This window comes from Nitrobacter sp. Nb-311A (assembly GCF_000152905.1).
Taxonomy (GTDB): domain Bacteria; phylum Pseudomonadota; class Alphaproteobacteria; order Rhizobiales; family Xanthobacteraceae; genus Nitrobacter.
The window spans coordinates 76,643-89,673 of record NZ_AAMY01000002.1; the positions used below are offsets into that span (position 1 = coordinate 76,643).

17 protein-coding genes, 1 tRNA gene and 1 pseudogene are annotated in these 13,031 nt (G+C 57.7%); 8 read left to right on the forward strand and 11 right to left on the reverse strand.

The genetic code is table 11. The features are described from left to right. The first annotated feature begins 111 nt into the window (after positions 1-111). The 6 genes from NB311A_RS00390 to NB311A_RS21490 all read left to right on the forward strand — a co-directional run bounded on the left by NB311A_RS00390 (position 112) and on the right by NB311A_RS21490 (position 4,660). Positions 112-2,634 carry a hypothetical protein gene (locus tag NB311A_RS00390; RefSeq protein ID WP_131522860.1) on the forward strand — a complete coding sequence of 841 codons (2,523 nt, stop codon included), beginning with the start codon at positions 112-114 and terminating at the stop codon, positions 2,632-2,634. A gap of 250 nt (positions 2,635-2,884) precedes the next feature. Beyond that, a complete protein-coding gene (locus NB311A_RS00395; RefSeq protein ID WP_009796408.1) occupies positions 2,885-3,427 on the forward strand; it encodes a hypothetical protein in 543 nt (180 codons plus the stop codon). Further along, a complete protein-coding gene (locus tag NB311A_RS00400; protein WP_009796409.1) occupies positions 3,427-3,873 on the forward strand; it encodes a DUF5681 domain-containing protein in 447 nt (148 codons plus the stop codon). Before NB311A_RS00395 ends, NB311A_RS00400 begins: the two co-directional genes overlap by 1 nt. 33 nt (positions 3,874-3,906) lie before the next feature. Then, entirely contained in the window at positions 3,907-4,095 is a 189-nt protein-coding gene (locus NB311A_RS00405; protein ID WP_009796410.1) for a hypothetical protein, read from the forward strand. Further along, positions 4,092-4,475, forward strand: coding sequence for a hypothetical protein (locus tag NB311A_RS00410; RefSeq protein ID WP_009796411.1), 384 nt, complete (start codon positions 4,092-4,094; stop codon positions 4,473-4,475). Before NB311A_RS00405 ends, NB311A_RS00410 begins: the two co-directional genes overlap by 4 nt. After that, positions 4,472-4,660, forward strand: a complete 189-nt coding sequence (locus NB311A_RS21490) for a hypothetical protein (RefSeq protein WP_131522861.1) — start codon at positions 4,472-4,474, stop codon at positions 4,658-4,660. Before NB311A_RS00410 ends, NB311A_RS21490 begins: the two co-directional genes overlap by 4 nt. A 99-nt stretch (positions 4,661-4,759) precedes the next feature. Here NB311A_RS21490 and NB311A_RS00420 read toward each other — a convergent pair whose 3' ends face one another. From NB311A_RS00420 to NB311A_RS00440, 5 genes are all read right to left on the reverse strand, one after another. Continuing rightward, positions 4,760-5,341: an HNH endonuclease gene (locus NB311A_RS00420; RefSeq protein ID WP_131522862.1), complete on the reverse strand. Its 582-nt coding sequence runs from the start codon at positions 5,339-5,341 to the stop codon at positions 4,760-4,762. A 20-nt stretch (positions 5,342-5,361) separates the two neighbouring features. Next, complete coding sequence (locus tag NB311A_RS22175; RefSeq protein WP_050752033.1) at positions 5,362-5,640, reverse strand: hypothetical protein; 279 nt, start codon at positions 5,638-5,640, stop codon at positions 5,362-5,364. A gap of 223 nt (positions 5,641-5,863) precedes the next feature. Next, entirely contained in the window at positions 5,864-6,394 is a 531-nt protein-coding gene (locus NB311A_RS00430; RefSeq protein WP_131522863.1) for a hypothetical protein, read from the reverse strand. Positions 6,395-6,398: 4 nt separating this feature from the next. After that, complete coding sequence (locus NB311A_RS00435; protein ID WP_009796416.1) at positions 6,399-6,815, reverse strand: hypothetical protein; 417 nt, start codon at positions 6,813-6,815, stop codon at positions 6,399-6,401. A gap of 18 nt (positions 6,816-6,833) precedes the next feature. Next, positions 6,834-7,181 carry a hypothetical protein gene (locus NB311A_RS00440; protein ID WP_009796417.1) on the reverse strand — a complete coding sequence of 116 codons (348 nt, stop codon included), beginning with the start codon at positions 7,179-7,181 and terminating at the stop codon, positions 6,834-6,836. A gap of 569 nt (positions 7,182-7,750) precedes the next feature. On the opposite strand from NB311A_RS00440, the gene NB311A_RS00450 reads away from it, so the two are divergent. Then, positions 7,751-7,930 carry a hypothetical protein gene (locus tag NB311A_RS00450; protein ID WP_009796419.1) on the forward strand — a complete coding sequence of 60 codons (180 nt, stop codon included), beginning with the start codon at positions 7,751-7,753 and terminating at the stop codon, positions 7,928-7,930. A 9-nt stretch (positions 7,931-7,939) separates the two neighbouring features. After that, positions 7,940-9,559 (forward strand): hypothetical protein, encoded by a 1,620-nt coding sequence (locus tag NB311A_RS00455; RefSeq protein ID WP_009796420.1) that lies wholly within the window; start codon positions 7,940-7,942, stop codon positions 9,557-9,559. Positions 9,560-9,628: 69 nt separating this feature from the next. Here the strand turns inward: NB311A_RS00455 and NB311A_RS21675 are convergent. From NB311A_RS21675 to NB311A_RS21495, 6 genes and pseudogenes are all read right to left on the reverse strand, one after another. After that, positions 9,629-9,731: transfer RNA gene (locus tag NB311A_RS21675), tRNA-OTHER, on the reverse strand. Between the two features lie 47 nt (positions 9,732-9,778). Continuing rightward, a complete protein-coding gene (locus NB311A_RS00460) occupies positions 9,779-10,801 on the reverse strand; it encodes a site-specific integrase (protein ID WP_009796421.1) in 1,023 nt (340 codons plus the stop codon). A gap of 26 nt (positions 10,802-10,827) precedes the next feature. Continuing rightward, positions 10,828-10,995: pseudogene (locus NB311A_RS23005) on the reverse strand (excisionase family DNA-binding protein); the annotation flags it as partial. A gap of 3 nt (positions 10,996-10,998) precedes the next feature. Next, a complete protein-coding gene (locus tag NB311A_RS19510; RefSeq protein ID WP_009796422.1) occupies positions 10,999-11,622 on the reverse strand; it encodes a MerR family transcriptional regulator in 624 nt (207 codons plus the stop codon). A 115-nt stretch (positions 11,623-11,737) separates the two neighbouring features. After that, positions 11,738-12,022, reverse strand: coding sequence for a hypothetical protein (locus NB311A_RS00470; protein ID WP_009796423.1), 285 nt, complete (start codon positions 12,020-12,022; stop codon positions 11,738-11,740). Then, the gene (locus tag NB311A_RS21495) at positions 12,000-12,602 is read right to left on the reverse strand and encodes a hypothetical protein (protein ID WP_131522864.1); all 603 of its coding nucleotides are present in this window, start codon (positions 12,600-12,602) and stop codon (positions 12,000-12,002) included. The genes NB311A_RS00470 and NB311A_RS21495 overlap by 23 nt, the downstream gene beginning before the upstream one ends. Positions 12,603-13,031: the final 429 nt, after the last annotated feature.

Here is a 13,031-nt window from a genome sequence, read left to right on the forward strand (position 1 = left end):
ACCGTTCCGGGTCAGAACGGTGTGCCCACGCGCGTCATTATGGATATGGGGCAGCCTTCATTCGGCCCTAAGCTCGTGCCGGTAGATCATGATCCTTTCGCAGAGCCAAGCATGGCGGCTGACATTGCAAAGTCTGCCGGTGTCGGTGCTGCCAAAGGCGCGCTTGGGATGGCGGGAATGGCTGGCGATGTCCGGACGATGCTTTCCAACGGTATCGACCTTGCGGCACAGAAACTCGGTATCGCCCCCGAAAGAGTCCAATCATTCAAGGATGCGATCTACGAAGTCATGACGCGCGCCAGCGTGCCGACTTCGATACTGGCAAATGCGCCGACGACGAGTGATTTGCAGGGACAGGTCGAGAAGGTAACCGGACCTTTCTATAAGCCGCAGACCACAGCCGGCGAATATGCGCAGACGACCGGCGAGTTCCTGCCCGCCGCTTTTGGCGGCGAAGCAAGTTGGTTATCGCGTGGCGCTCGCGTTCTTGCCCCGGCAACGGCAAGCGAAACCGCCGGGCAGGTGACAAAGGGAAGAGACATAGAGCCTGTTGCGCGTTTTCTCGGAGCGCTGGCAGGCGGTGGTATGGCTGCGGCGGCAGAAAGGCCGGGAAACGCTGCTCGATCAATATCGAACCAACTCCCCGAAGGCGTCACACCGAAGATGGTCGATCAGGCGGAAGCTCTGATGGCCCAGGCCCGGCAGCATGGCATTGACCTATCGTGGCCGGAAGCGTTGAGCCAGGTCGCCGGCCGTCCCGTGCTATCCAATACCATGCGCCACCTTGAGGCGTCGCCTCAGACCGAAGCGCAGATGGCAGAGTTCTTCGGTCGCAGGCCCCAACAGGTGGAACAGGCCGCCCGTGGGCGGTTCGATCAGTTCTCGCCTGTCAACCAGGCTCCGAGCACAATCGGTCCAGATGTCAGCAGCGTCGCGCAGCAGGTTATGCGCGGCTCGCCAGAGGCACAAATCCTCGATGACGTGCTTTGGCGGGCTGGCCCCCGCGTCACGCCGGAAGGCGCGGGCAATGTCATCCAAGGCGAACTTGATAATGTCTATCGCGGTCGGGAAGGGATGAGAGCGGCGCTCGCGGAGAAGGACTATGGAGCCGCCCGCAACGCGGAGGCCACGATCCCGCTCAATGGGGGGCATCGGATTGCCGATGTCACGAAGCACTATCTCGACCGCCCGAACATACCGATCATTCTTGATGACGCTGAACGAGCGGCGGCGCGGGCTCAATGGCTGGTAGACAATAATCCGACGAGCAAAATGCCGATCGTCGGGGAGCGGGCCACCGAGTTCGGACAGGTCGATGCGTCGGCGGTGCTCCGTCAGTTGGACGGCGCGCTGGACACGGCCAAGGGCGCGGTGCGTCAGGGGCTGAAAGCGGCTCGTTCTGCGCTGTTCAAGCCGGACGGCACACTGGATATGTCGGTTGCCGGGCTTCACAACTCGCGAGAGGCGATTAATGACCTGATCTCGCAGGCCAAGCAGGCCGGGGCAAATCATACTGTTTCGCGGTTGCAGGACACAAAGCGGGCGCTGGACCGGGCCCTTGAGCAGGTTCCTGCTTATGGTGATGCTCGGAGAAATTTTCAGGCCGCTTCCCGCCCTCTTGAGCCATTCGACCAGAGCCGAGTGCCCGGTAAGATCATCGAGCGCGACGAGTTCAACAGCCGCTTTGTAATGCCGCCTGAGCGCGTGCCGGGCGCGATCCAGAACAACGGACCATCGGCGGCGCGCGAGTTTAACGCGGTCGCATCACCAGCGGCGCGGGAGGCATTCGAGCAACATATCGTCACGCAGGTATTGGACCGGGCGACACGCGAAGGCGCTGATCTGTCGGCGGATGGTATTCGATCCGCTATCCGGCAGAACGAAGACTTGCTTCGCCAATACCCTGGCGTGCGCGACCGGTTGGAGAGTGTAGCAATCGCGCGTGACGGGCTGGCTAGGCTAGAAAACACGCCGGTCGGGAAGCTGGCGCAGCGCGACCTGACGACGAAGCAGGCGGTTGATGCCTTGTTCCCGAAGAACCCGCTCCCGCACAGCGAGATCGAAATAGCGGAGACGGTCGGGAAACTCGCGGAGCGTAAGCCCCGCGTAGCTGCTGATCTTGTCCGCGTGCATGTCGAGAGCACGTTCAACCAGGCGGCGAAGGATTTGCAGACCGGGGCAAACCAGGCTGGCGGTGCAAAATTTCGCGCTCAGTTGATTGCAAACCCTCAAGCCCGCGCGAATCTGCAAGCGGCCGTTGAAGCGCTGCCGAATGGCGCAGAGCGGTGGCAGGGGTTCAATCGTTTCCTTGACATCCTTGAGGCGACAGGAACGCGGCAGGGTATTGGTTCGCGCACCGCATACAACGACATGATCAATGAGATGCAGAAGGCCGGCGGGGTGGTGCAGACAGGGGCGAAGGTCGTCGCGCAGCCTCTTAGCTTTCTGAGGCCGCTTGCTGACAAATACGAACAGTGGAAGCTCGGCAAGAATTTGTCAGGGGCCGCTCGTATCCTGACTGATCCGAGATCAGCCAACATGCTACGTGCCTTGGTCAGAACGAGGGATGGGAGGCGGTCGGCTGCCCTGACCGTACGACTGCTCACGTATGCGGACGCGTCGCGTGTTCAGTAGGTCGATGATCTTGCCCAAACCGACCGTCGCGAGCAGCGCTGCGAGCATGGCGACAATGGCAGGAGCCAATCCTTCCCCGTGCAGCACGTTGGCACAGAAGTAAAACACCGGACCAGCAACGGCCATTTGGAAAATGATCCAACCGAACTTGTTCATTTGTCGTTCTGCTCAAGAGGTTTGAAGTAGAGAACACTGTGCACTGGACACGCATCCGACAGAGAGCGTTTTGTTTTCATAAAGGCAGTATAGCATGATCAGCTTTGAAAACGCATCCTTAGGGCTTCCGAGCTTCGTTCGTCCTCGCCCGGAGCCTTATCAATCTGACGGTCCCTTCGGGCAATTCGTCTTCTGGCTTCCGGGCAAGACAGGCAATGATGCATTGGACCATGCCTTGGGGCGGCAGCATTTTGAAACCGCCCTCACGTTCGCGCGCGCCATCCAGTCCAACACATTCTTGGCATTCGTATTCGGTGGCATTTGCCAGCATGGCGCTGGATCGATGGAGCGCGGATTCATCGAGGCTCTTTCCACCAGGGCGACTTTTGGCCGGCTGCCGGGCATGATCACGGAGGACGAGGCATTCGAACTCTTCAGCGCGACCGGGACGACCGAAGACGAGGTGAGGTTTGGTGAGACCGAGGCTCGGGACTATTTGACCCTGGCGCGGGAGACGCAATGCCCGGAGGTGATTGCCGCCTTGATGGAGTCGATTGTCCGTTGTGAAATGCGCCACGGCTCCCTGTCCTTTTTCTGGACCGTCTGCGGCGCGGCGTACCTGGGAGCGCTGAATTGATGGCTGGCGCTGATGATACAGTGGGAAAGCAGCGCGGGAGACCATTCGAAAAGGGGCAGTCTGGCAACCCTGCCGGGCGTCCGAAGGGATCGCGCAACGCGACCACGGTTGCGTTGGAAAGCCTGCTGGATGGTCAAGCCGAGGCGTTGACGAATAAAGCGGTGGAACTGGCGCTGGGTGGTGACATAGCCGCGCTGCGGCTATGCATGGACCGCATTCTCCCACCCCGAAAGGATCGCCCGGTGACGTTCGATCTGCCCGACATCAGGAGCGCCAGCGATGCCGCTGCTGTGACGTCGGCCATTCTGGCGGCCGTGGCGAACGGTGAGATCACGCCCGCCGATGCCGGCGAGATCGGGAAGCTCGTTGAAGCATACGTGAAGGCATTCGAAACGGCCGAGCTGGCGGAGCGTCTTGAGCGGCTGGAAAGGATGACTGCGCAATGAGCATCGGCTGCCACGAGCCTTGGGGATAATGACATGACCAGAAGCATTGACACTCGATTGAAGGATATCGAGGCCAGACTGTCGCCGGTAGCGTTCCGGACGTGTCATCGCGTCGTCGGCGACTCTGTGGTCGAGTGCGAGGCGGTGACGGCGGCTTTGATCGCCGATGGCCGGGCCTCGCCCTCAGACAGGTTCATTCATCGCGTGATGGTAATGCCATGACGACGCGCAGCATCACCACGCGCATTGAGAAGCTGGAAGCGCGTCGGCGCAACGACGATGAAATGCTGATGCTGTGGCGCAAGCCCGGCGCCGATATCGACGCGGCGGTGTCGTCAGCCAACAAGGCCGGGATGTTCGGTTCCGGCGATCTGGTGTTATGCGGTGAATGGCACGGCGAAGACGATCCGCCGGCGGCGCGCTGGGTCCAGCGCATTAAGAGCGATTTGACCGAGCCGGAGATGGGAAGCCTCTACAAGACGCTAAAGAAGATGGTTGTCGATCGATCCGATAATAGCGGTACCGAGGACATGCCCGCACCCTATCTCAGCCACTTGTCGGATGAGACATTGTGGCAGCTCGCTATAGGGGTTCGAACATGAAAGCGATTGAGAGACGACTTGCTGCGTTGGAACAGCGCGAATCAGTGAATGCCCGGCAGATGCACGTCATCAAGGCGATCGATCGTGATGACGGCATGCGTCAGATTTCCGAGTTGATGTCTGCCGGCGCTGTTGATCAGAACGACGGTTTCCTGTGCATTACCGGAAAACCGATAGTCCAATGATGGCTGCTGTGGCGGCGCCTGCAAGAACTGCTGCATTTGAAAGTGCAGGCCTTTATCAGAGGCCAGCTTGGCTTGGCTAAAGTACGATATCGGTTCGCTTCATCGTCGTTTCCTCTCTTTTAGTGTGTGCTCCAGCCGCGTCACGGCCATGATAATGGGCTTCAACTCTGCGGGGGCGCGGCTATAGCCACGGCCTTGCGGCCCATCGAGCATCGAAATGAGACCGCGGGGTATTAACTCCCAATTTGATGGATCGCTGTCAGCTCTGTCGCCCTTGCATTTCAGAAAGTACCCGGCAGGAATTGCGCCGTACTTCTGTTCCCATAAATATCGATGTTTTGGGACGAAGTGTTTCGGCGCAATGTAAATCGCTGTGTATCCATCTTTTGTCAGAAATTCGAATCCGATCTCTCGGATGCGTTTGAATTTATGCTTGGGAATGTTGCCGACCTTGAAGGCATTCGCCGGCCGATGCCCAACAGGAAATTTATATCTCGGTTTCCAACCCGGAGGAGGTCCCGTTCGGCCGGTGAGCCATCGGTTGCGCTTGCGTAACTCGTCCAAGTTACGGATGGAAATATCGCAGCGACCGAACCGCTTTACAAATTCAGCGTGCATATCTGATCTAAGCATCTGGCAATGCTGCTCAACAAAATCCAGTTCGTCCTTCGTGTATTTCACACGACTACGACGGGACCCGCTCATTTCGCGCTGACTACTTTTAGCGCTGGGAGATTGGAGCCCGGCTTTTCCATCATCGTAAGGTATGGGCGCGGATCAGCGCCATCGAAATCAGTCACCATCTTCGCGGTCTGTAACTGCACTGCTGCGGTCCGCAGAATTTGATCGGCAACACCAACCATTGCCTCAGCGCGTTTGTGCTCCTGGTCGATCTTCTCGGGAGTACTGTCCTCGTCGGCTAGTCGCTCGATCTGCGCAAACAGGTGGTCGTTGAGATCACAAAGACGGTTCTTGGTCATGATGCTGATTCTCCAATGCGATGAATGCATCAAGTAGTAAGGCATGGGTTCCCGATAGATCGAGCTAACGGGAACTCTCTGAATCCTCGATATCCCTCCACAGAACTTAAATAGGACGCGTGGTTGTCCGGCCGACCTAGCTACAAAAAGCTCCGGCTGTCGCGTCTTTTCCTCCGGCCAAGAGAATTTCAGATCATCGAATTGTCTTCTAAGAAGCGGCGATTTACGCCGTGGTGCGCGCCGCCATGTCGATCACGGCGTCACAAAGTTCTCGCATATGGAGATGAGCCAAATCTGCTGTATCGTGTGGCTCGTCCCAAAATTCAGATGCGTGGTATTTCGCTACACGCGCTTTGACGAGCAGTCCAGCCAGAGTCATCGTCGGGATCGCTAGGATTTTGCGACAGATGGGGTCCATTGCATCTGTGATCTCGTCAGGATCGCCATCTTTATATGCGTCGTTCAATCCGACTTCATCCCAAAGGCGATCATAGGCTTTGATGTCGTCTCCCGTTTTGAAGGGGTTTGCGGCCCTCCATCCGTCCATACGGCGCCTGTGCTCGTCCCAAAGTGGCCGCAACCTCGCTGTTTCAACCTCAAGCTTCTGAACCAGCTTATCGTGCTCGTGCCCGAGCCTGATCAACTCAGCATCCCGGTTCGATGTAGCCGTCACCGCAACGCCCGGCGCTACAACTGCACCCGCAGCAGCGAGAAATGAACGGCGCGTTGTATTGGCGGTATTACCCTGTGCCACGCTCTTAACCTCCTACCATTAGGGGTGACGTAGCCAACGTCCTCAGAAACTGGCCTGATGTGTCGGGAATGCACCCCTCGTCGTATTCCAGAAGCCACGCTACAGCGGCAGCAAGGCCGGCCATCGTGGTTGGGGCTGTAGATGTGAGCAGATCGGCAGCTTCTTCGTTCGCCTCGACCGCCGCATCCAGCCTATCTTCAGCCTCTTGTGTGGTCTCGCGCCCATCTCTCAGCGCCTTGACTTCGTCGGCGGCGAGCGATGCGGCCGCGAATTCTCTGAAAGCCGATCGATGGCGTTCAATGACCGCGAATATCGGATCAATCAGTTGCGGTGCTGCTGCGGCCGGCAGAACAGCGGCTGCAACCGCGCCAGATAGAAAGCCCCGTCTCGTCGTGGTAGGAATCGTCTCAGCTTGTGCCATGAGTGATAGTCTCCGATGCTAGAGCTGATTTGAAAGAAGGGCTATCTCCGCCCGAGCGGCGTTGACCGTCCGGGAAACGTCCGGCCAGCTTTCGCTGTACGAAGCCAATTCAATGGTGCGGTTAAGAACGGCGATGCGCGCCGCCTTGTCGACCGTCGGCATCGCGGCCAGACGAGCGACCTCGCGCGCCTCGGCCCACGCCTGTTTGAGCGCCCATCCGAAACATTTCCAGCCGATGCTGGAAAACTTGATGGCTGGATACTTGTAGGTCTCGCGGAAGATGGCCCACGCCCGCGCCATGATGGCCTTGCGGTTGAATTTGGGCATAGCTCCGCCGCTCACCGTAATGGTGCTTTTCGTGGTCATTGGTGATTGCCTTTGTCGACTTATCGTGCAATACCTGAGGTATTAAATTATCGGTGAGTCAATGTCAATACCTGAGGTATTAAATCCAACGAGCGAACAGATTCGTGCCGCGCGCGCGCTACTACGCTGGGAGCAGCGAGACCTGGCAGAAGCGTCAGGAATATCTTTGCCTAGCGTGAAACGCTTGGAGACGCAGCCCGGTCCATTGGCCGCACAAGAGCGCACAATCAGGCAATTGATTGCCGCCCTCGAAAAGGCTGGCGTCGAGTTCATCGCGGAGAATGGCGGTGGGGCGGGGGTTAGGATGAGGAAGCGCAGAAAACGCTGAGGTTTGCGGGCGGTCTGAGGCGGCTTCGAACTACCTAGGCGATTCACGAATTAATGAATGATCCAGTTGGATCGGCATTCGTTATTTGCCTGTCAAGGAAGTTTGTGCATATATGAGCGTGATTTCGGCCATGCTTGCAACCTACTGAAATTACTGATCATTATTCAGACAGCGACTCAAAGCGGAGTCAATTCAGCAGGTTAAGGGCTGGCGCGGGGGCGAAATTTTTGGAGCGCGCGACATGGGAAACGCACTGAAAACGATTTTTGATTCGGGCGTGCAGGTCCATGCTTCTTCTGAAAATCAGTCCATGACCGGCTTCGATTGGGACCTTTCTGATGAGGCGAAGAAGACCATCGATGAGATCGAATCCAACATTCGGTCTGCCGAGCAGATAGGTGGTCGTCTAGTAGCCGGCTAGTCGTCAAGGATGACGATCCGTGTCCTTGCACTCGATTCCCCAGAGCGTTGGACAGATCTAGAGGCGCTTCTTGGCACCGGACAAGGCAATCCTTTAATCACCGGGAATCTCGTTCGCCACCTCCGAGAGTTGGGCGCGCGCTCCGTGCTGATGGACGATGACTATATTGACCGGGATTTCAGCGAAGCATTCAGTGCTTACTACGCCAAAACATTCAAAAGACATTCTAAGGTTTGCAAGCGCATTCTCTTCTTCTCGTGCGAACTTGATTTCTTAGCTGCCGATCCAGTCGAGGAAGCAGCGCATCGCCTGGAAGGCGTCAACGCCGAATTCTTTCTAGGCTTTATCGTGCTTCGCCCAATCTCGAAGTCTCCGATCAGCCAGGCAATCCTTCGTCCGCCCGCAGCGCCGACAAACTACGAACGACATCTACTCGTCAGAGCGCGGTACACAGTCCATATCCTTGGGGCGGAGTTGTCGATCGAATCCGTACCCATGACCCAACAAGACTCCCGTGTTGGAGCATGCGCGCAAGCAAGCATCTGGGTCAGCGCTCGACACATTCATGCGAGACATCGCGGCCCCTGGCTCTCTACAGTCAATATTACTGACGCCGCGATTGCGCGCTCAGAATCGCAGGTAAACTCCACACTCCCCGCAGGATCGGAATTTCTCACTGTCAATAACACCGTCGCAGCGTTTCGAGCCGCAGGGCGCGAGCCGCTCATTTACGCCGCTGGCATGGACGCCAACGGGAAAACTCAATGGGGTAATCTTCGACCTCAAGAGATTATCAATCGGTATGTCGACTCGGGCATACCGGTGTCCGTGTGGGTGAAGTTTCCTCAATCGTCTATAGCGCACAGCATTGTCGTAACAGGGCAGGTATTGGCACCCAAAGCGCCGGCCACGCTGCCGCAGCGGCCGACGCGAGCTGAATACTGCTCAGCGTTTCTCATGAACGACGATCAGCAAGGGCCGAACCTTCGCCTTCCAGCAACATCTTCTTGTTCGATCGGCGATGTGCAGAACAACGTGCAGGACAGTACGATTGTTTTAATCATCCCCCTGCCCTCGAAGGTCTATTTACCAGCCGAAACTGCCGAAACACTGGCTTGGGCAATTTTGGACAACTACGTCTCAGACTGGTCCTCGCACAAAACCAGAAACGCTGACACTCTCGGCACATCTGAACGGCTGGGCGACGGTGTTGCGACGGCTCATGCGGCCAACAAGATTGTTGCGCGCACTTACCTCACTTATGGATGGAAATATAAGCACAGAGCAATTCGGAACGACCTAAACGCAAGTGTAAAACAGATCGTTCGAGACCTTGATGTTCCGCGATATGTTTACGTCACGGAGTTCTCGCTTACGTCCCAATTGGACGACAAAGAACTAGCAGCCCGGAGAGTGATTGCGCATGTGGTCGTGGACGCGACCGCCAAGCACCATGACTTTGAGTCCATACTTCTTTTTCACGCTCCGGGAATGTGCCTTTGGCACAGCCATGGTGTGAACAACACGTTCGACCGTTTTGTGATTGCAACACCGGAAGACGGCGAATACTTCCCAAAGACGCGCGGAGACATGGACTTTGCCGCTTTTTATGCGTCCAAGAGACAATAAGGTGCTTACCTCCTGCTTACCCGCAAGATTTTCTACTCTTTGATATATCCGCTAAGGTATTGAAATCGCTGGCGCACCCGACACGATTCGAACGTGTGACCTTTGCCTTCGGAGCACACACGCCGCCTAATTTCTTCAGCATATTCAATAGGTGCGCCGCTGAAACTGGTGCGAACAAACGGCGAAAAATGCCACGTTGCGCGGACGAATCGCGGACAGTCATGACAGAGCCTCCACGGCACTTCGAAGGTGATCGGGGTGATGGTGGCCGTAGACCCGCTGGAGGGTCTCCGGTGTCATATTCAGATATCCGGACGCTTCCCAGATCGGGACGCCTTTTTGCATGAGCCAGGTTGCACAGGTGTGCCGGAGAACATGCGGCGTCACGCCGGCGAGCTCGCCGCGATCGCAAGCAGTGGCGAAACTGCGCTTGATGTCCTTCAGTCGCCGGCCGTTCTCATGAATGACAAAACCTAATTCCGTGCCACGCTGGCAGGCCCGCTTCAGATGCGACAGTAAGCGCGCGGGAATCGGAATCCGGGATCTGCGCTTGTTGGTCCGACGTGCGCCAGGTTGATTGAAGTCAATTCGGCCATTGACGAGATCGATTTGCGGCCAGCGCAGCGAAAGAATCGCCTCTTTCCGCTGCCCGGTGTAGAGACCGATCACAATGAATAACGGCAGATGGAGTCGCACGCGCGGCTCCCTGAGAGCTGCTCGCAAGAGAGCCGCGGCCTCCTTACGTGTTAGCCAACGATCACGGGGCTCCGCACCATCCGGCAAATCAACGGCAACCACCCGCAGCAACCGGCCGCAACGGTGCGCGTGATTGATCGCGGCGCGCAGAACGCCAAGCTCGCGCCGGGCCGTACCAGGAGCTCGCGCTCGCGAGACGCCGTATTTCCGGCACGTCTCGCGTGTCACCTCGGCAACCGTTTTCCCCTGCCAGTAGGGCACCATCGCCTTGACCGCGGCAGCTATCCGCCATGGTGCCGCCGTTTCCGGCGCGTGCTCCTCCGTGTAGTCGGCAAGGACGTCGGTTATGAGGACTTCAGCGGGATCACGCGGGCCGGCGTCCCGCGTGCGGATGTGGAGGAAGTCAGCGAGGGCGGCTTCAGCGACTGCGCGGTCCGCAGAGCCCGTTGAGCGCTCGCGGCTGCGTCCACCTTCGGTCCAGACGATATAATAACATTGGCGCTTGTCGAGAAACCGGAGGCGCGGCCCGGAGTTTCTGCGCGGCATGGTGACACCGTGTTTTCAATGATGAACTGATCGAGCGCCTCACGCGGAATGAGGACGCGCGCTCCAACCGGAGTTCGAGCCATCTGGCCGGCCGCGACGAGCGAACGAACCTGCGATTCGGTGATGCCGAGATATTCGGCAGCTACTTTCACCGTTACTAGACGAGGAAGATCGGAAAGCGACAGAGCCGCCATGGTTCACCGTCCCTGCTTTCGCTTCGTCTTCTTGCGAGTTACGGGGCGCGCCTTTTTTGCCACCTTCACTCGTGGCACCTTATAAGTGATCGTTACTACGCGTTCGACCCGGTCCTCCTCCCAATCGATGAGATTTATCCAGTCATCAGGCAACAGATCTGAAAGAGTGATAATCAAAAAGAACGAAGGACCGACAACGCCCGAGAGGTCTTTTAGCGTCGTTTCACATGGGAGTCGGCGGAGATTGAATTTTCCCTGCTTGCCGACCTCCACCAATACATGTTGATCTTGGAACCATTGCCGGTCGCCAATGGACCGAGAACTGCAAAACTCCTCATAGACCGGCAGTACCAGCATTGCGATATCCACCGCAGCCTGGGCGGCATGACCTGCTTTCGTCAGATCAACAACTAGCTTGGTGACGGCGATATCCGATGCCGAATACCGATTCCATCCGCCCGACATCATAGTGTCGGGGAAAAGTCCGTTGCGCCTTCGCCATGCGCGAAGAGTCGCAGGCTCGCATCCTGCGACCTTGCATACGGCGGACGCCAGATACTCGCGCGGGTCGACCTCTTCATCTTCGCCATCACGGCCGATATATTGAACGCCCTTCGCCACGGCCATCTCCACAATTCGAAACAAGATTATCGATTCTGCTATTCGATGCAAGCGTTTCGTTTCTGCGCGAGCGCGCAAAGGTAGGCGACTGGGGAAATTCCCCAGTCGCTCACCATTCGGATCAGTTCAGATGTTTAGCCTCGCCGCCTCTCGGCACGTTGTCGACGAACTTCTTTCCGCTTTTAATCAGCGGAAGCTGCCCGATCGCGCCCTCGAGCATTTCGCGGGAGAGCACAAGCCGAACGACGATGAATCGTTCGTCATCATCGCCACCGATCGAGCGGTTTGCGTAGAATGTTAGGCGAACTACGTCGGCCCCGATGAAATCAACACCGGCAACCCCATCGCAGAAGACGTCTGGCACCCGATCCGGATCAAGATAATTATCGCGAGGGAAGCGCGTCATTCGAAGACCCTCCCTCTCTGGATACAGAGTACGCACCGTTGCTGCCGCAGGCGCGGCGGTCGACGTCGCAATTACCCGCCTCGTTGAGAAAAACAATTCCGTCATCGACGAATCGGCGCACAGCGGGGATCAGAGCGATGCCCGACGCGCCCATCAATATTTCGATCGATCGATTTAGTCGCTCGCAAGCATTGGAAAGGCGAATCGTGGCTCGTTCCCATGCAATGGCAACTTCTGGCGATTCGGTCGGGGAACGGCCAGAAAGAGCAACCCGTTCCGGAGCGGCACAGGCTGCTCCCCCAAGAATTGACGACTGCGGCGGCGGAGTAGCACTGCACTGGTCTACCTGTTCCGGTCGGGCAAAGGTAGAAACGGCGAATTTAGGCCGTTCCGTATTGGAATGGCCTAAATTCGACAGCCTTGAACCCGCCGAGCGGCGCAAATGAATCGTGCCTGCCGGGAACAATTCTTCGGCCAGGCCGCGCTGTGCGGGCCTAGCGCTGCGCGGAGACGGTATGCCAGCTTGCAGGTTGGCCGGCGCATCCAGCGCCCGCCTGTCGCGTTCTGTGGGGGATTTCATTGGTCGTGCTCTCGGTTTTGGCTTGCTAAGGCCACGCCGGTGGCGGACCGGCAGCCGGGAGTTAGCAACCAGCCGAGAGACTGGCGGCGGCGCTTTTAAGCCCGAAAGCTCTGGACATGGCGCAGCCCTCCCGGCCATATTGACCAGGTTGGAGCGCACGCCAATGCGCTACCTCATTCAGCCGCGGGTCACCTCCGACGCCAATCGGGGTGATATGCTGACCAAGCATGAAGCGACGATATCTCGGTCCGGGTTGCTAAGCCCACGGACGATAACACCTGCGTCGAAGAAAAAAGTCCAGTCCCCATTTAGGGCGCGCCGCGCTTCGGACGACCAAAAAACCCCCTAACGAACTGTTAGGGGTTTCCGAAACCCTCCGAAGTACTTGCAGCAAACTGGAACCAGCTGGCAACCTTGCGCCATACCGGA

Bases quoted from the DNA above. Each gene is read 5' to 3' on its own strand.
- NB311A_RS00390 (WP_131522860.1), top strand. From the start codon at position 112: ATGGCGGCTGACATTGCAAAGTCTGCCGGTGTCGGTGCTGCCAAAGGC.
- NB311A_RS00395 (WP_009796408.1), top strand. From the start codon at position 2,885: ATGATCAGCTTTGAAAACGCATCCTTAGGGCTTCCGAGCTTCGTTCGT.
- NB311A_RS00400 (WP_009796409.1), top strand. From the start codon at position 3,427: ATGGCTGGCGCTGATGATACAGTGGGAAAGCAGCGCGGGAGACCATTC.
- NB311A_RS00405 (WP_009796410.1), top strand. From the start codon at position 3,907: ATGACCAGAAGCATTGACACTCGATTGAAGGATATCGAGGCCAGACTG.
- NB311A_RS00410 (WP_009796411.1), top strand. From the start codon at position 4,092: ATGACGACGCGCAGCATCACCACGCGCATTGAGAAGCTGGAAGCGCGT.
- NB311A_RS21490 (WP_131522861.1), top strand. From the start codon at position 4,472: ATGAAAGCGATTGAGAGACGACTTGCTGCGTTGGAACAGCGCGAATCA.
- NB311A_RS22175 (WP_050752033.1), bottom strand. From the start codon at position 5,640: ATGACCAAGAACCGTCTTTGTGATCTCAACGACCACCTGTTTGCGCAG.
- NB311A_RS00435 (WP_009796416.1), bottom strand. From the start codon at position 6,815: ATGGCACAAGCTGAGACGATTCCTACCACGACGAGACGGGGCTTTCTA.
- NB311A_RS00440 (WP_009796417.1), bottom strand. From the start codon at position 7,181: ATGACCACGAAAAGCACCATTACGGTGAGCGGCGGAGCTATGCCCAAA.
- NB311A_RS00450 (WP_009796419.1), top strand. From the start codon at position 7,751: ATGGGAAACGCACTGAAAACGATTTTTGATTCGGGCGTGCAGGTCCAT.
- NB311A_RS00455 (WP_009796420.1), top strand. From the start codon at position 7,940: ATGACGATCCGTGTCCTTGCACTCGATTCCCCAGAGCGTTGGACAGAT.
- NB311A_RS00460 (WP_009796421.1), bottom strand. From the start codon at position 10,801: ATGCCGCGCAGAAACTCCGGGCCGCGCCTCCGGTTTCTCGACAAGCGC.
- NB311A_RS19510 (WP_009796422.1), bottom strand. From the start codon at position 11,622: ATGGCCGTGGCGAAGGGCGTTCAATATATCGGCCGTGATGGCGAAGAT.
- NB311A_RS00470 (WP_009796423.1), bottom strand. From the start codon at position 12,022: ATGACGCGCTTCCCTCGCGATAATTATCTTGATCCGGATCGGGTGCCA.
- NB311A_RS21495 (WP_131522864.1), bottom strand. From the start codon at position 12,602: ATGAAATCCCCCACAGAACGCGACAGGCGGGCGCTGGATGCGCCGGCC.